This window comes from Streptomyces sp. NPDC086766, from assembly GCF_044746005.1.
GTDB lineage: Bacteria > Actinomycetota > Actinomycetes > Streptomycetales > Streptomycetaceae > Streptomyces.
This window is the reverse complement of the sequence record NZ_JBIVBI010000013.1, coordinates 178535-194054: the sequence shown is the minus strand read 5'-3', so window position 1 is coordinate 194054 and position 15520 is coordinate 178535. Positions and strand designations below refer to the sequence as shown.

16 protein-coding genes are annotated in these 15520 nt (G+C 71.4%); 5 read left to right on the top strand and 11 right to left on the bottom strand.

Translation table 11 applies throughout. The features are described from left to right. Positions 1–63: 63 nt before the first annotated feature. From ACIPM1_RS23950 to ACIPM1_RS23940, 3 genes are all read left to right on the top strand, one after another. Positions 64–564 (top strand): YbaK/EbsC family protein, encoded by a 501-nt coding sequence (locus tag ACIPM1_RS23950; RefSeq protein ID WP_402437784.1) that lies wholly within the window; start codon positions 64–66, stop codon positions 562–564. Further along, entirely contained in the window at positions 561–1406 is an 846-nt protein-coding gene (locus tag ACIPM1_RS23945; RefSeq protein WP_402437781.1) for an EamA family transporter, read from the top strand. The genes ACIPM1_RS23950 and ACIPM1_RS23945 overlap by 4 nt, the downstream gene beginning before the upstream one ends. 85 nt (positions 1407–1491) lie before the next feature. Continuing rightward, positions 1492–1767 carry a DUF1876 domain-containing protein gene (locus tag ACIPM1_RS23940; RefSeq protein WP_356188098.1) on the top strand — a complete coding sequence of 92 codons (276 nt, stop codon included), beginning with the start codon at positions 1492–1494 and terminating at the stop codon, positions 1765–1767. 16 nt (positions 1768–1783) lie between these two features. Here ACIPM1_RS23940 and ACIPM1_RS23935 read toward each other — a convergent pair whose 3' ends face one another. The 5 genes from ACIPM1_RS23935 to ACIPM1_RS23915 form a co-directional block, all read right to left on the bottom strand. Then, positions 1784–2953, bottom strand: a complete 1170-nt coding sequence (locus ACIPM1_RS23935) for a serine hydrolase domain-containing protein (protein WP_402437779.1) — start codon at positions 2951–2953, stop codon at positions 1784–1786. Between the two features lie 224 nt (positions 2954–3177). After that, positions 3178–3651 (bottom strand): MarR family winged helix-turn-helix transcriptional regulator, encoded by a 474-nt coding sequence (locus ACIPM1_RS23930; protein WP_402437777.1) that lies wholly within the window; start codon positions 3649–3651, stop codon positions 3178–3180. After that, positions 3648–4418 (bottom strand): energy-coupling factor ABC transporter ATP-binding protein, encoded by a 771-nt coding sequence (locus ACIPM1_RS23925; RefSeq protein WP_402437775.1) that lies wholly within the window; start codon positions 4416–4418, stop codon positions 3648–3650. The genes ACIPM1_RS23930 and ACIPM1_RS23925 overlap by 4 nt, the downstream gene beginning before the upstream one ends. Further along, positions 4406–5167: a cobalt ECF transporter T component CbiQ gene (gene cbiQ / locus ACIPM1_RS23920; RefSeq protein ID WP_402437773.1), complete on the bottom strand. Its 762-nt coding sequence runs from the start codon at positions 5165–5167 to the stop codon at positions 4406–4408. Before cbiQ ends, ACIPM1_RS23925 begins: the two co-directional genes overlap by 13 nt. Position 5168: 1 nt before the next feature. After that, positions 5169–6215 carry an energy-coupling factor ABC transporter permease gene (locus tag ACIPM1_RS23915; protein ID WP_402437771.1) on the bottom strand — a complete coding sequence of 349 codons (1047 nt, stop codon included), beginning with the start codon at positions 6213–6215 and terminating at the stop codon, positions 5169–5171. Positions 6216–6403: 188 nt separating this feature from the next. Here ACIPM1_RS23915 and ACIPM1_RS23910 point away from each other — a divergent pair, with 188 nt between their 5' ends. Continuing rightward, positions 6404–6772 carry an SsgA family sporulation/cell division regulator gene (locus ACIPM1_RS23910; RefSeq protein WP_402437770.1) on the top strand — a complete coding sequence of 123 codons (369 nt, stop codon included), beginning with the start codon at positions 6404–6406 and terminating at the stop codon, positions 6770–6772. A gap of 71 nt (positions 6773–6843) precedes the next feature. On the opposite strand, the gene ACIPM1_RS23905 is transcribed toward ACIPM1_RS23910, so the two are convergent. From ACIPM1_RS23905 to ACIPM1_RS23890, 4 genes are all read right to left on the bottom strand, one after another. Next, positions 6844–8529, bottom strand: a complete 1686-nt coding sequence (locus ACIPM1_RS23905) for a penicillin-binding transpeptidase domain-containing protein (RefSeq protein ID WP_402437768.1) — start codon at positions 8527–8529, stop codon at positions 6844–6846. 186 nt (positions 8530–8715) lie between these two features. Further along, entirely contained in the window at positions 8716–10335 is a 1620-nt protein-coding gene (locus ACIPM1_RS23900) for a penicillin-binding transpeptidase domain-containing protein (protein ID WP_402437766.1), read from the bottom strand. A gap of 201 nt (positions 10336–10536) precedes the next feature. Continuing rightward, a complete protein-coding gene (locus tag ACIPM1_RS23895; RefSeq protein WP_402437764.1) occupies positions 10537–10800 on the bottom strand; it encodes a hypothetical protein in 264 nt (87 codons plus the stop codon). Between the two features lie 48 nt (positions 10801–10848). After that, positions 10849–11325 carry a hypothetical protein gene (locus tag ACIPM1_RS23890; RefSeq protein WP_402437762.1) on the bottom strand — a complete coding sequence of 159 codons (477 nt, stop codon included), beginning with the start codon at positions 11323–11325 and terminating at the stop codon, positions 10849–10851. A 1167-nt stretch (positions 11326–12492) separates the two neighbouring features. Here ACIPM1_RS23890 and ACIPM1_RS23885 point away from each other — a divergent pair. Next, positions 12493–12855 (top strand): hypothetical protein, encoded by a 363-nt coding sequence (locus ACIPM1_RS23885; RefSeq protein WP_402437760.1) that lies wholly within the window; start codon positions 12493–12495, stop codon positions 12853–12855. A gap of 347 nt (positions 12856–13202) precedes the next feature. Here ACIPM1_RS23885 and ACIPM1_RS23880 read toward each other — a convergent pair whose 3' ends face one another. Together ACIPM1_RS23880 and ACIPM1_RS23875 are read right to left on the bottom strand one after the other, a co-directional pair. After that, the gene (locus tag ACIPM1_RS23880; RefSeq protein WP_402437758.1) at positions 13203–13499 is read right to left on the bottom strand and encodes a hypothetical protein; all 297 of its coding nucleotides are present in this window, start codon (positions 13497–13499) and stop codon (positions 13203–13205) included. A 198-nt stretch (positions 13500–13697) separates the two neighbouring features. Continuing rightward, positions 13698–15446 (bottom strand): dolichyl-phosphate-mannose--protein mannosyltransferase, encoded by a 1749-nt coding sequence (locus tag ACIPM1_RS23875; protein WP_402437756.1) that lies wholly within the window; start codon positions 15444–15446, stop codon positions 13698–13700. Positions 15447–15520 lie beyond the last annotated feature (74 nt).

Genomic DNA, 15520 nt, shown 5'->3' with positions numbered 1-15520 from the left:
CCCCCGTCCCACGTGGCGGAATTCGCTCGTGACGGCCCGGCCCCGGCGGCTAGCCTGCGGGTCATGAGCACGTCTTCCGAGTCGGGAGCCCACCCGCGTTTCGCCGAGGCCCTGCGGGAGCGGGGACTGGCGGACCTGATCGACGAGGTCCGGCGGTTCCCGGACGGGGCGCGGACCGCCGCCGAGGCCGCCGCCGCGATCGGCTGCGAGTTGAGCCGGATCTGCAAGTCGCTGATCTTCGCCGCGGACTCCGTGCCCGTGCTGGTCCTCATGGACGGCGCCTCTCGCGTGGACGTCGAACGGGTGCGGCGGGAACTCGGCGCCGAGCGGGTGACCCGGGCGCGGGCGGACGTCGTCCGCGAGACGACGGGGTACGCCATCGGCGGCGTCCCGCCCTTCGGGCACCGCACGCGGACCCGGGTGCTCGCCGACCGCTCGCTGCTGGAGCACGACGTCGTGTGGGCCGCCGCCGGCACGTCCCACGCCGTCTTCCCCATGGCCCCGAAGGAGCTGGTCGCCCAGGCCGGCGGCACCCTGGTGGACGTGCGCGAGCGCACCTCGTGACGCCCGTCGTCACCGCGGCCGTCCTGCTGGCCGCCGTCACCCACGCCGGCTGGAACGCGATCGCCCACCGCATCACCGACAAGCTCGTCGGCTTCACGCTGATCGCGGGCGGGGGCGTGCTGATCGGGCTGGCCCTGACGCCGTTCGCCGCGCTGCCGGCGGCCCCGGCGTGGCCGTACCTGTTCTGCTCGGCGGCCATCCACGTCGTCTACTACGCCCTGCTGATGACGTCGTTCCGGCTGGGCGACTTCGGGCAGGTCTACCCCCTCGCGCGCGGCTCCGCCCCGCTGGTGGTCACCGCGCTCGCGGCCGTCTTCGCGCACGAGGTGCCCGACGGCTGGGCGGCGACCGGCATCGCGGTGTCCTGCGCCGGGCTGACCGGCGTCGCCCTGTGGGGGCTGCGCGGGCACCGGCCGCACTGGGCTGCGATCGGGGCGGCGCTCGCGACGGGTCTGACCATCGCGGCCTACACGGTCGTCGACGGGCTCGGGGTACGGGCCTCGGGGTCGCCCCTGGGATACATCGCGTGGCTGATGGCGATCCAGGGGGTCGTGATCCCGGGGTACGCGGCGTGGCGGTGGCGCGGGCGGACGGCCGCTCTGCTGCGGCCGTTCGCCGCCGTGGGGCTGCTCGGCGCCGTGCTGTCCGTGGCGGCCTACGCGCTGGTGCTGTGGGCGCAGACGAAGGCGGAACTCGCGCCGATCGCGGCGCTGCGGGAGTCCTCGATCCTCGTCGGCGCGGCGATCGGGGCGGTGTTCTTCAAGGAGCGTTTCGGGGCGCCGCGCATCGCGGCGGCGGGGCTGCTGGTCGTCGGCATCGGCCTGATGCTGCACACGGGCTGACCGGGCGGACTCCGGCCCGTCCTCTTGGGTGCGCGGCCGGCGTGCGAGGGGCACTCTGGAAGCAGATGTTCCGGAGGTGACCGTCATGATGCACACCACTGTGGGATGGCATGTCGAGCTGGAGTTCGAGGAGGACGAGACGCACACGCGGGCGGCGGCGCTCGTGCGCCTGCCCGACGGTTCCGAGGTACGGGGCCACGGGCGGGCCAGCCGGCACTACACCGACACGAATCAGCCGCGGGTCGGCGAGGAGATCGCCGGAGCCCGCGCCCTCAACGACATCGCCATGGAACTGCTGACCAAGGCGCACGGGGAGATCGACCAGGCGTCCGGGCACACCTCGCACCCGATCCACGTCTGACCGGTCCGGGCAGGCCCTACGCCAGGGACGTCAGGGACGCCCGTACCGCCCCGATCAGCGCCTGCGCCCTCGGGTCCGCCGTCACGCTGGTGCGGAAGCCGTTGGTGACGTAGCCGAAGGCGATGCCCGACTCCGGGTCGGCGAAGCCGAGAGCGCCGCCCCGGCCCGGGTGGCCGAAGGAACCCGGTCCGAGGAGGGGGGAGGCGCTGCCGTGCAGCATGTACCCGAGGCCGAACCGCGTGTTCACCACGAGCACGCGGTCCGGCCCGAAGGAGTGCTCCGCGCGGGCGAGTTCCATGGTCGCGGGGGTGAACAGGCGCCGTCCGCCGTCCACTTCGCCGATCAGCGCGGCGTAGAAGCGCGCCAGGCCGTCGGCGGTGGCGATGCCGTTGGAGGCGGGCAGCGCGGCGGCACGGTAGTCGGGGTCGTTCTCGTCCGGCAGGGGGCTGATCGCCGCGAACGCGCGCCGGGTCAGCGAGCCGGGGTCGGCGTACGCCTCGGCCACCGACCGCTTGGGGCGGGTCCGCAGCGCGCCCGCGGACCGAGGGGCCTCGGTCTGCCCCACCCGGCCCGCGCGCCCGGTCTCGCGCTCCGGCAGGCCGACCCACAGGTCCGCCCCGGCCGGCTCCGCCATCTCGCGCGCGATCCACTCGCCGATCGGGCGGCCGGTCACCCGCAGGACCAGCTCGCCCGTCAGCCAGCTGTACGTCTGCGCGTGGTAGCCGTGGTCCGTGCCCGGCTCCCACACCGGGGGCTGCGCCGCCACGGCGGCGGCGCCGAGCACCGAATCGGCGGCCTGCTCCGGGGTCAGCGGGCGTTCCAGCACCGGCACCCCGGCGCGGTGCGCGAGCAGGTCGCGGACGCGGGTGCGCTCCTTGCCGGCCGTCTTGTACTCGGGCCAGTACGCCCCCACCGGCGCGTCCAGGTCCAGCTCCCCGCGCTGGTGCAGCAGCAGGAGTACGGCGGCGGCGACGCCCTTGGTCGCCGAGCGCACGATCTGGGCGGTGCCCCGCTCCCAGGGAGCCGGGCCGTCGACGTCCTTCGTGCCGCCCCACAGGTCGACGACCTTGTGCCCGTCCCGGTACACGGCCACCGCCGCGCCCCGGTCGCCCAGCCGGTCGAAGTTCGCCGCGAACGCCTCCCCGACCGGCTCGAAGCCCTCGGCCACTGTGCCGTGCACGTCCACGCCCGCGTCCCTCCCTGTGCCTCGCCTACGACATCGAGTGCAACACGGTCGTCCAGCCTGCGATTCCTGTGTGGCGCCCGCCGGGCACGATCGTTACATCGATGTTGCCGACCCGGCCGGTGACCCGGTTTCCCGGCCCCGGTGCGCGGCGGCCCCGGCGGCCCGTCCCGGTCAGCCGGCCCCCCCCCCGCGTCAGCAGACCGGTCAGCAGGCCCCCGCCCCGGTCAGCGAACCCGGTCCGCCGCCCGGTCGGCGCGCCGTGCGAGCCGCCACAGCTCCTCGCGCAGCCGCTCGGCCTCCGCCGCGTCCAGCTCCGCCGCCGCCAGCATGGCGCCCGGGACCCGCGCCGCCCGCTCCCGCAGCTCCTCGCCGCGCCCGGTGACCGCGACCAGCACCGACCGCTCGTCGCGCGCCGAGCGCTCCCGGCGCACCAGGCCCGCCGCCTCCAGCCGCTTCAGCAGCGGGGACACCGTGCCGTAGTCGAGACGCAGGGCCGCGGTCAGTTCCTTCACCGTCGTCTCGCCGCGCTCCCAGAGCACCAGCAGCACCAGGTACTGGGGATAGGTGAGCCCCAGCTCGTCTAGGAGCGGCCGGTACGCGGCCGTCACCGCGCGCTGGGCCGCGTACAGCGCGAAGCACAGCTGGTGGTCCAGGAGCAGCGACCCGGCCGCCCCCTGGTTCTCGTCCCGGTTCGTCACGCGCCCATTGTCACGGAGCGCGGGTCGAATCCGAAGGGCAGCTCCAGCCGATGGGCTCCCATCAGCGCCTCGTCGGAGAGGAGTTCGCCGGTCGGGCCGTCCGCGGCGATCACGCCGTCGCTGAGGATCAGCGAGCGCGGGCACAACTCCAGCGCGTACGGCAGGTCGTGGGTGACCATGAGCACCGTCACGTCCAGCGAGCGCAGGATGTCGGCCAGTTCGCGGCGCGAGGCCGGGTCGAGGTTGGACGACGGCTCGTCCAGCACCAGGATCTCCGGCTCCATGGCGAGCACGGTCGCCACCGCCACCCGGCGGCGCTGGCCGAACGAGAGGTGGTGCGGCGGGCGTTCGGCGAAGTCCGCCATGCCGACCCGCTCCAGCGCGGTGCGCACCCGCTCCTCCAGTGCCGCCCCCTTCAGCCCGGCCGCCGCCGGGCCGAACGCCACGTCCTCCCGCACGGTCGGCATGAACAGCTGGTCGTCCGGGTCCTGGAAGACGATGCCGACCTTCTGCCGGATCTCGGCCATGTGCGCGCGCCCGACGGGCAGTCCGGCCACCGTGACGGTGCCGGTCCCGCCGCTCAGGATGCCGTTGAGGTGCAGCACGAGGGTGGTCTTGCCGGCGCCGTTCGGGCCGAGCAGGGCGACCCGCTCCCCGCGCGCGATGCGGAAGTCCACGCCGAACAGGGCCTGGTGGCCGTCGGGGTAGGCGAAGGCGAGGCCGGAGACCTCGAGGGAGGCGGGGGAAGCGGCAGTCACAGGATCCATCCCAGCAGACAGACGACGAGGGCGGCGAAGGGGAGGGCGAGGGCGTACGACCACTGCGCCCGGGAGGCGGTCACCTCGTCGATCACCGGCATGGCGCCGGCGTAGCCGCGGCTGACCATCGCCAGGTGCACCCGCTCGCCGCGTTCGTAGGAGCGGATGAACAGCGCGCCCGCCGACTTCGCGAGCACGCCCCAGTGCCGGATCCCGCGCGCCTCGAAGCCGCGCGACTCCCGGGCGATCCGCATCCGCCGCATCTCGTCGGTGATGACGTCGCCGTAGCGGATCATGAAGGAGGCGATCTGCACCAGCAGCGGTGGCAGCCTGAGGCGCTGCAGGCCGAGGAGGAGTTCGCGCAGTTCGGTGGTGGCGGCGAGCAGGACCGAGGCGGCGACGCCGAGGGTGCCCTTGGCCAGCACGTTCCAGGCGCCCCACAGGCCGTGCACGCTCAGCGACAGCCCGAGGACGTGCACCCGCTCGCCCTCCGCCACGAACGGCATGAGCACGGCGAACGCCACGAACGGCACCTCGATCAGCAGCCGCCGCAGCAGGAAGCCGGCCGGCACCCGGGCCGCCTGGGCGACCAGGCCCAGCAGGACGGCGTACAGGGCGAAGGCCCACATCGCCTCGCGCGGGGTCGAGACGACCACGACCACGAAGGCGAAGGCCGCGGCGAGCTTGGTGTGCGGCGGCAGGCCGTGCACGGGCGAGTGCCCGTGCCGGTAGAGCTTGTGCGCGTGTCCCGCCCCCATGTCAGACGCCCCGCGAGGAGGAAGCGGCGGACTCGGCGGCGCCACGGCGCCTGCGCACGGCCCAGAACACCGTGCTGCCCGCGACGACGGTGGCGCCGACGCCGATCACACCCGCGAGACCGCCGGACAGGCGGCCGTCGGAGACGTCCCTGACGCCGTAGCCGGCGAGCGGGGAGCCGTCGGAGGCGTGCCGCCGGGTCTGCCGGTCGATGCCCTGGTCGTGGGCGACCTTCATCAGCCCGTCCGGGCTGGCGGAGGCGTAGAAGCTGACGAAGCCGGCCAGGACCAGGGAGGCGACCAGGCCGGTGAGCCACACCTTGCGGTGCGAGCGCGTGGCGGGAACCGGGCCGGCGGGCGGTGCGTCGACCAGTTCGCCGTTCACCCGCAGCTTCAGCCGCTGCCGCAGCCCCCGCGCGCCGTACACGAGGTCCGGCCGTACGGCGATGACGGCGCCGACGGTCAGCGCGGTGATCGCGGCCTCGCCGAGGCCGATGAGGACGTGGACGCCGATCATGGCGGTGGCGACCTTGCCGATGGCGACGTCGGTGGTGCCGCCGAGCGCGTAGATCAGGGTGAAGGCGACGGCGGCGGCCGGGACGGAGAGCAGGGCGGCGGCGAAGGAGGCGACGGTGACCGAGCGGCGCCCGCGCGGCAGCACCTTCACCAGGCCGCGGAAGACGGCGTACCCGACGACCGTCGTGACGAGCGCCATGTCGGTGATGTTGACGCCGAGCGCGGTCAGCCCGCCGTCGGCGAAGAGGATGCCCTGCATCAGCAGGACGACGGAGACGCACAGGACCCCGGTGAAGGGGCCGACGAGTATCGCGGCGAGCGCCCCGCCCAGGAGGTGGCCGCTGGTCCCGGCCGCCACGGGGAAGTTCAGCATCTGCACGGCGAAGATGAAGGCCGCGACCAGGCCGGCCAGGGGCGCGGTCCGCTCGTCGAGTTCCCGGCGGGCCCCGCGGAGACTGACCGCGAGGGCACCCGCGGCGACGGCTCCGGTGGCTGCGGACAAGGGGGCGTCGATGAATCCGTCAGGCACATGCACGGTTCGATGATAGAGGCTTGTTGCGAACACCTTGCAAGAGCGAGAAGGTCGTGCGTGCCGGACGGGAGGCCGCGCGAGGGGTGGGGGAGGCCGGGCGCTCGACGGGCGCCCTCGCGAAAATGTGCGAGGCTGGAGGGAAAGCGGAATGTCAGCTTTCGGATAGGTCACCCAGCGTGAGGGGTCGTCCGATGTCGGTAGTCGAACAGTACGCACGAGCTCACATAGTCACGGACCACGACCTGCGGGATGACAACGCTGCCGTACCGGTCGTCCTGCGCTACGACCCCGAGTCCGACCCGCGTGTGGTGCGGATCGGCCTTCCCGGCCCCCACGAGTGGGCGTTCCCCCGGTCGCTGCTGGAGAAGGGCCTGCGCGCCCCGACCGGCACCGGCGCCGTCCGGGTGTGGCCCTGCGGCCGGGTGCAGGCCGTCATCGAATTCCACTCCGCCGGAGGCGTCGCGGTGGTCCAGTTCGAGACCAAGACGCTGATCCGCTTCCTGCAGCGGACCTACCGGGCCGCCGCGGAGCCCGTCGCGGAGCCCGTCGGACACCGGTGACGTCGCGGAGATCACCGGACACCGGTGACTTCGCGAAGGCCGTCGGACACCGGTGACGTCGCGGGCGGGGCTCAGCTCCCCGTCTTCAGCAGGGTCGCCACGATAGGGCCCGCCGTGTCGCCGCCGTGGCCGCCCCGCTGCACCACGCCGGCGGCCGCGAGGTCGCCGCGGTAGGCGGTGAACCAGCCGTTCGGCTTCTTCTGGCTGTCGACCTCCGCCGAGCCGGTCTTCGCGCCGTAGTCCGGGCCGAGACCGGACATGGCCTCGGCGGCCGTGCCGTAGTCCGCGGTGAACTTCATCAGCTCCCGCAGCTGGGACAGCGTGGACGCGGACAGCGTGCGGGAGGCCGTGGCGAGCGTGCGGCCGTCGGTCTTCGGGGACACCAGATACGGCTGGTGGAAGCTGCCCGCCTTGACCGTCGCGGCCACCGACGCCATGTTCAGCGGGTTCATCCGCACCCCGCCCTGGCCGATCAGCGAGGCCGCCATCTGGGCCGCGCTCTGCACCGGCACCGCGCCGTCGAAGGACGGCACACCGATCGCCCAGTTGTTCATCGACAGGCCGAAGACCTGCTGGGCCTGCCGGGTCAGGTCGGCGTTCCCGAGCTTCGGGGCCTGGCTGATGAAGGCCGTGTTGCAGGAGCGGGCGAAGCTCGCCTTGAACGTGCCGTTCTTGATCTCGAAGTCGTTGTCGTTGTGGAACTTCCACCCGCCGTAGGTGAAGGTCTTCGGGCACGGGTGCTGCTTGTCGGCCGAGGCGAGGTGCTTGTCGATCAGCAGCGAGGAGGTGATGACCTTCATCGTGGAGCCGGGGGCGAGGGAACCCTGGAACGCCGTGTTGAAGCCGTGGTCGGTGTTCGCCACCGCCAGGATCTCGCCGGTCGACGGCCGCACCACGACCACCGACGCCCGCTGCCGCTTGGCCACCTGCTTCTCGGCGACCGCCTGGAGGGTCGGGCTCAGCGTCGTCCGCACCGTGCCCGGTGTGCCCTTGCTCAGCTCCACCAGCGTCTTGTCGGAGAGCTCGGCCTTCTGCGACGCCTTGCCGCGGATCACCCGCAGTTCGACGCCGGCCTTGCCGCCCGCCGTCTTGCCGTACTTCTCGCGCAGCCCGTCCAGCACGGTGCCCAGCGACGGGTAGTCGGCCGTGGTCAGCTCGTCGCCGTCGCGGTCCAGCGCCTTCACCGGCGGAGTGCCGGAGGCGCCCGTCACCAGGGTGTCGCCGTCCTTCAGGTCGGGGTGGACGACGGAGGCGTGCCAGTCGACCACCGGCTTCCCGTCGGTGGCGCGCCGGACGACGGTGAGCGCGCTGTCGTACGCCAGCGGCTTGGTCAGCCCCTTGTACGCCACGGTCGCCCGCACGGAGAACGGGACCTTGCCGTCGGTGCCGGTGCCGGTGCCCGCGGTCAGGGTGACCTGCTCCAGGTGGGCGTCCCGGGTGTAGCCGGTGAGCAGGGCGGTGGCCGCGGCGGAGTCGTTCGTGGCGGCCGCCGCCCCGGCGGGCCTGCCCTGCTGCCACGCCGTCAGGAAGCGCTCGGCGGTGGTCCGCACCTCGGCCGCCGTCAGCGGGCCGGTCTTCACCGTGTCGTGGTGCCGCGGCGCGGACTGGGTCCCCTTGCCGTCGTCGGGCGCCGGTCCGCCACCCCACAGCGCGTACGCGCCGAAGCCCGCGCCGCCCACGGCGACCACGGCGATCACTCCACCGAGTACCGCCGGATTCGTTCTCCGCTGCTCGGCGACGCGCCTTCTCTTGCCCACTGCCTTCCGTCCTTCACGATTCCCCAGGGCCCCCGCCACCCTCACGCACCCCAACGACGGCTCCTACCCTAGGGGCCCGTTCTGTGTGCGTGACTTCGGACACCTGTCCGTAGCAGACCTGCGACATTAGCCCGGGGGCACGGGACGGTGGGCGCGCGGGGTCCCGCCGCCGGGGGCCAGGCCGCCTCAGCGGCCCGCGCGCAGGACGGCCGCCACGATCGGGCCCGCCGCGTCGCCGCCGTGCCCGCCCTCCTGGGTCATCGCGGCGGCGGCCACGTCGTTCCGGTAGCCGGTGAACCAGCTGTTGGACTTCGCCTGCCCGTCGACCTCGGCGGACCCGGTCTTCGCGCCGATGCTCCCGGTCAGCCCGGACATCGCGACGGCCGCGGTGCCGCTGGTGGCGGTGCGGTTCATCATCTGCCGCAGCTGGGCGACCGTGCCCGCCGACAGGCCCTGGGCCCGGGCGAGTTCACGGTCGTCGAGGTCCTGCGGGACGATGACGGGCTGCCGGAACGCGCCCGTCATCGCGGTCGCCGTCACCGACGCCATGTTCAGGGGGCTCATCTGCACCTGCCCCTGGCCGATGAGGTTGGCCGCCTTGTCCGGGCCGCCGGAGGCCGGGACCGAGCCGTCGAAGGACGGGATGCCGGTCTTCCAGTCGTCCCGTCCGAGCCCGAAGCGCCGCTCCGCCTCCTCGTTGAGCGACTCCACCTTGAGCGAGTCCGCGAACTTGATGAAGGCGGTGTTGCAGGAGCGGGCGAAGCTCTCCGAGAGCGTCGACCGGGGGTTCGGAGCCATGTCCTTGAGGTTGTGGAAGGTCTGGCCCTCCCACATCGCCTCGGGCGGGCAGGGCGCGGCGCCGCTCGCCGTCGTGAGTCCCGTGTCGATGAGGGTCGCGGCACTGACGATCTTCATGGTGGAGCCCGGGGCGAGGCGGCCGAGGAAGGCCGCGTTCCAGCCGTCGGCGCGGTGGTTGGCCACCGCGAGCACCTCGCCGGTGGAGGGTTTCACCGCGACCACCGACGACTCGGCGTACCGCTGCACCGCCCGCTCGGCCGCCGCCTGCGCACTCGCGCGGAGCGTCGTGCGCAGCCTGCCCGGGCGGCCCTTGGCGAGGGAGACCAGCGGGGTCTCGGCGGCGTCGGCGCTTGCGCCGCTCTCGTGCCGGATGCTCAGCTCGACGGCGGGCCTGCCCCCTGCCTTGTCCCCGTACTTGGCGCGCAGTTCGTCCAGAATCGGCCCGAGAGAGGGGTACTTGTCCTTCGTCAGCACCCTGCCGTCGCGGTCTACCGCCTCGATCGGCGGGGCGGCCGACTCGCCCGTGACGAGCGTGTCGCCCTTCTTCAGCGCGGGATGCACGACGGACGGCTGCCAGTCGACCAGCGGGCGGTGGGTGCTGGTACCGCGCACCACGGTCAGCCGGCTGCGGTAGGCGAGCGGCTCGGACCTGCCGCCGTAGGACACGGTGGCCCGTACGGAGAAGGGCACGGTGGTGCCGGCGGCCGCGCCGGGCGTGACCCTGACGTCCGTGATGTGCGCGTCCCGCCCGTAGGCCGACAGCAACCGCTCGGCCGCGTCGGGGAAGTTCGTGTACGACGCCGCGGTCGCCGCCCGCTTCTTCTCCCAGGCCGCGAAGAACTTCGCCGAGGTGTCCTTCACCTCGTCCCCGCTCGGCGGCCCGGTCCGCACGGGCGCGGGCCCGCTACCGCTGAGCGCGGACACCACGTTGAACGCCCCGTACCCGGCCCCGCCCACCAGCACGACGACCACCCCGCCGACGATCGCCGCCTTGACCCCCTTGCGCATGGAAGCGCTCCCTCCCCGTTTCTCCCCCGCACTGTAAGTGGCGGGAGGGGCTTCTGTGAGGGCTGTTTTCGGATGTTGCCGAACTCGGCTGACCCGCACGGCTCACCGGGCCGTGCGGGTCAGCCGAGTGCGGGTCAGGCGCAATAGAAGAGGAGTGAAACATGGAGGCTTACGCCCGGATGCGTGACGTCTCGTGTCGCATCACACTGCGAAGGGATCGCCTGCCACGCCACAGAGTCGCGTGAGGCCGGGCTGCCCCTCGTCGCTGACCTTCACGTAGACCGTGTACGACCATCCACGCGACTTTGCTTCGCCACGCGTCCAGTCCAGCACCTCGTCAATATCGGCCTCTGTCACCTCAAATTCATGCGAGTGATTCTTGGCCGTGTCCCAGAAATATACGCGGTAGACGGCATGGTCCTGCTCCCACGTCATATCCCTGGGGTCCACTGGACGAATGTTCATGGCTTCATCCTAGAACCCGGGCGACGGCGACTCCCCTTCCCCGGAGGGCTACTTCACGTAGACCGTCTGGCTGATGCCGGTGTCGATGTTGCCCGGTGTCGGGGCGGTGATCTGGCCGTTGATGACCCCCGTGTAGCTGCCCGCCTTGCGCACCTGCTTTCCGCCTTCGAGCGGCGTGTAGAAGGTCGCGGTCTTCCCGCTCTTGATCACCTGGGTCTGGCTGGAAGTCGCCATGACCGGCCTTGGCCCCATGCGGGGACCCAATTCCAGCCTGCCATTGATGTGCACGGTGACCGACGGGTAGGTGCTCTGGCAGGTGACGCGGGTCTTGAACAGGATTCGCCCGTCGGGCTGCCCGGAGGACCGGTGGGGGTTCTGCGGCGTCGCGATGCAGCTCGCGCCGCCGGCAGCGGAAATCTTGAAACTTCCCGGCTGGGGCGATTCCGTGGCGACGGCGGGGGTCGATATCAGAACGGTCGCAGTGAATCCGACCGCTCCCAGAGCGGTTATCGTTCGGCGCTTCATGAGCGCGGCTCCTTCTTGTGGGGGGTGAAAGGAAGGAGGGCCATCGGCAGCCCTGCCCTACGCGACCCGACCCTACGCCCAAGATCATCTGACTTATGATCACTTTTTTGCCATTTTTCGGAGTTGAGCGACCTCGGTCGACGGCCTCTGCGGCCGGGCCGACGCGCTCTTCGACCTCACCGACGCGATCTCGTGCACCGGCGGGCCGGTGAAGAGATGGAGGAGGCGCCGTTCCCGACTGCGGGCCCGTAGTGGCGTGCGCGGGGTGCTCCCATCCCGTCCACCGTCGACCCAGGCAGAGCCGAGCGGGCGCGGTCCAGGGCGTCCAGCGGCGGACGGGATGGGAGCCGGGGTGAGTGGTGGGCGGGGGCGAGTGGGATGATCGCGTCTCATCGGGTTGCCAGCAACTGAGTTCTTCGACAGGAATTTCCATCCCAGAAAAGATCGGAGTAATAGTGAGAATTCTGTTTTGGTGTATCGGTACGGTGCTCTTGCTCGCCGCTTTTTTCTGCGTTGGGCTTGCGAATACTGCCTGGTACGACCGCAAGAACATGTCGTCGTTCGACCCTGCGAAGCACAGGATTTACTCGTGGAAGATCGCGATATGGATCGTCATTGGGTTTCTGTGTCTCGCGCTGATGTGGTTCGTATTTGGTCTGTGAGAAATCAGGCTGGTTTAAGGGTAGGGGCGACGGTATGAGGTGCCAGCCTGCCGCGTGGGCCGCGTTCGATCTACGCGGTTGGCGCACTGCTGTTGTCATGCGGGCTCATGTCAACCCACCGCAGTTTCCTGACACCAGCGACTGACACCAACAACGGCGGACGGGCCCGGTCGAGCGCGTCCTACAGCGGTCGGCAGGCCGTTGCCGGGCAGGGATCACCCCAGCTTCCAGGTGCACTGTGATCGACCTGATAAAGATGCGGCCACAGGGTCAAGTCCCCGGCTAGGCCTCGGGTCCTCCGCCGACTTACGAAACCGCCTGCTTGCCTCGGTCGTTGAGGCTCCGTTGACCGCGTAGCTTGCAGAGCCTCGGCGGCGCGGCGGGCGGGCTGGGGGGAGGGTGGTGTACCCAGCCCGACCTTGATCCGCTGGAGCAGGAAGGTCGTGCCACACTCGTGCGCACCTCAGTAGGTGCAGGTCGAGAGGGGTGGACATTGTCAGAGGGCGTGAAGGCAAAGCCGGCCTGGAAGTCGGGCCTGGCGTTTGTGGCGGTGGAGGCGGTCTGCATCGCCGTCGCTCTGGCGTACCCGGGCTTGCTCATTATGGCGTTTAGCACCGGCTGTATCGCTCCCGGCGAGTTGCCGGAAACCTCCCGGGAAGTGTTCGACCCATTCAGGCTGATCGCGGGCATGGCCTTGGTCATCATCGGCGTGGTTTCGTCCGTACTTGCTTGCCGGATACCCCTGCTGCAGCCGGCGGCGAAGCAACGTGCACGTGCGGCCCTGAAAGGGCAGTTGGGGTTGACTCTCGTGATCATTGGGACATCCATCGCCCTCCATGATCCGCACCGCGTGTACCCATGCGGGTGACCTCGACGCATGAGGCCGCCGCTGTTGCCGTACAGCAGTGAAGTACAGCAACCACCGGACCCGTGACCAACTGACACCAGCCCCAGACGACCGGACGGCGTGCCCAGCAGACCTCAGTGACCGCCGCGCCCATAGTTCGCATCGAGGGGCGCACCGCGACACCCCCGCCCGGGCCGTCTCTGGGCCGTGCGGGGGTGCTCAACGATGACAGATGACAACAGCCGACGACGGCTCCTCCCCTGCTCAGAGACGGTGCTCCGGGTACCGACGCAGGCGCCGACCAGCGAAGCACAGCTGAGGAAGGTCAGAAGTCGTCCGACGAAGCAGAACGGCCGAAAGGCTGACGGTTACTGGCCTGCGGCGCGACGCAGCGAGCGCCTCTGAAGCAGGCCGCCCAGGATGAGCAACGCCATGGCGAGGACGAAGAGCGTATCCAGCACGATCTCCGAATCCACTGCCACCTTAAAGGACATGATCGTCGCCAGGCTCGTGGCCAGCGACACCGTCCCATACCCCCATAGGTCCGACCGCACTACGCGGCCTCGCAGCCACGGCGCCAGCCAACCGGTGGCCAACGCCAGGGCGCCGCCCACAGCCAACAGGCCAATGCCCACCGCAGCCGCACCAACCAGGAGCCAGTCCATGCCCCACCCCTCCATTCGCGTGTCCCGTCACGCGGGCCTGATCATCGCACGGAGCCGCAGCCGGGTACGGGCAGTTGCCTGTGAGGGTCACTGGGCCGTCCCTGGGCCGTCCGAGGGTGGCCAGCGGCAACCACTGACGACCAACAACGACCGGGAGGGCGCGGCCATCGGGCGCGCCCTCCCGGCATGTTTGCCCAGCTACACCCAGGTGTCCAGCCACATCCGCGACCGCCACTGGTCGATCGGGATGGCGGTGCCGGTGTAGAGGGGCCAGAAGTAGATGAAGTTCCAGGCGATCAGGAGGACCAGGACGCCCGCGGCGGTGGCGCCGGTGACGCGGCGGGTGTCGGTGGAGCCGGGCGGGCCGACGAGCGCGCCGATCAGCATGGCTACCGCCAGGCAGAGGAAGGGCACGAAGACCACGGCGTAGAAGTAGAAGATCGTGCGCTCCTGGTACAGGAACCAGGGCAGGTAGCCGGCCGCGACGCCGCAGGCGATGGCACCCGCGCGCCAGTCGCGGCGGAAGAACCAGCGCCACAGCACGTACAGGAGGGCGACGCACGCCACCCACCACAGCACCGGTGTGCCGAGGGCGAGCACCTCGCGGGCGCACTTCTCGCCGGCGTCCGCCGGGCAGCCGTCCGCGCCGGGGGAGGGCGACTCGTAGAAGTACGACACCGGGCGGCCGTCGACGAGCCAGCTCCAGGGGTTGGACTGGTAGGTGTGCGGCGAGGACAGGCCGACGTGGAACTTGTAGACCTCGTGCTCGTAGTGCCACAGGCTGCGCAGCCAGTCCGGCAGGAAGGTCCAGTTGCCGCCCTTGCCGTCGGTCGCGGCCCAGTTGCGGAAGTAGCCGCCGGTGCCGTCGGTGGGGGAGAGGATCCAGCCGGTCCACGAGACCAGGTAGACGGCGATCGCCACCGGGACCGTCGCCAGGAACGTGATGCCGGTGTCCCGCTTCAGGACCGTCGCGTACGGGCGCCGGGCCCCGGCCACCCGGCGGGAGCCGACGTCCCACAGCACCGCCATCACGCAGAAGGCGGCCAGGATGTACAGGCCGTTCCACTTGGTGCCGATCGCCAGGCCCAGCAGCAGGCCCGTGGCCCAGCGCCAGGGTCGCCACCCCAGCCGGGTGTGCTCCGCCGCGTGCGCGTCGGGCCGGATCCGGCCGTCGGCGTCGGCCGGGAGGGCGGCGGCGAGCCGCGCGCGGGCCCGGTCCCGGTCGATCAGCAGGCAGCCGAACGCGGCCAGTACGAAGAACATCAGCACGCCGTCGAGCAGCGAGGTGCGGCTCATCACGAAGTGCAGGCCGTCCACCGCCATCAGCGCACCCGCCAGGCAGCCGAGGAAGGTGGAGCGGAACAGTCGGCGCCCGATGCGGCACAGCATCAGCACGGACAGCGTGCCGAGCAGCGCGGTCATGAAGCGCCAGCCGTACGGGTCGAAGCCGAAGACCAGTTCGCCCAGGCCGATCACGTACTTGCCGATCGGCGGGTGCACGACGTAGGCCGCGTCGGTGGGGACGCCGATGTGACTGCCCACCTTGAGGACCAGGTCGTTGGCGTTCTTGTCCCAGTTGACCTCGAAGCCGCGGTGGACGATCGCCCACGCGTCCTTGGCGTAGTACGTCTCGTCGAATATCACCGCCTTCGGGCTGCCCAGGTTCCAGAAGCGCAGCACGCCGGCCAGCAGCGTCACCAGCAGCGGGCCGCCCCAGCCCGACCAGCGGGTCAGGCGTTCGGCGAGCGTCCCCGGGATGTTGAGGGCGGCCCACAGTCTCGGGCTCGGCTGCGCGTACGGCGGCACCAGACGGTCGGTGACACCGCCGACGTCGCCGGTGGGCCCCGCCGGCCAGCCGAAGCGGCGCAGCCGCTGCTGCCACAAGGGCCGCCGGTCGTGCGGGGCCGGTCCCTGCCGGGTGTCCGTGGAGGACGCGGTACTGGTCACCGCGCCATCGTAGGGAACGGTTCTGTGTGAGTCCCGCGCATGGGCGGTTCCGGCCGCGACGCCGCCTTCGCGAG

Bases quoted from the DNA above. Each gene is read 5' to 3' on its own strand.
- ACIPM1_RS23950 (WP_402437784.1), top strand. From the start codon at position 64: ATGAGCACGTCTTCCGAGTCGGGAGCCCACCCGCGTTTCGCCGAGGCC.
- ACIPM1_RS23940 (WP_356188098.1), top strand. From the start codon at position 1,492: ATGATGCACACCACTGTGGGATGGCATGTCGAGCTGGAGTTCGAGGAG.
- ACIPM1_RS23925 (WP_402437775.1), bottom strand. From the start codon at position 4,418: ATGGATCCTGTGACTGCCGCTTCCCCCGCCTCCCTCGAGGTCTCCGGC.
- cbiQ (WP_402437773.1), bottom strand. From the start codon at position 5,167: ATGGGGGCGGGACACGCGCACAAGCTCTACCGGCACGGGCACTCGCCC.
- ACIPM1_RS23910 (WP_402437770.1), top strand. From the start codon at position 6,404: ATGTCGGTAGTCGAACAGTACGCACGAGCTCACATAGTCACGGACCAC.
- ACIPM1_RS23900 (WP_402437766.1), bottom strand. From the start codon at position 10,335: ATGCGCAAGGGGGTCAAGGCGGCGATCGTCGGCGGGGTGGTCGTCGTG.
- ACIPM1_RS23895 (WP_402437764.1), bottom strand. From the start codon at position 10,800: ATGAACATTCGTCCAGTGGACCCCAGGGATATGACGTGGGAGCAGGAC.
- ACIPM1_RS23890 (WP_402437762.1), bottom strand. From the start codon at position 11,325: ATGAAGCGCCGAACGATAACCGCTCTGGGAGCGGTCGGATTCACTGCG.
- ACIPM1_RS23880 (WP_402437758.1), bottom strand. From the start codon at position 13,499: ATGGACTGGCTCCTGGTTGGTGCGGCTGCGGTGGGCATTGGCCTGTTG.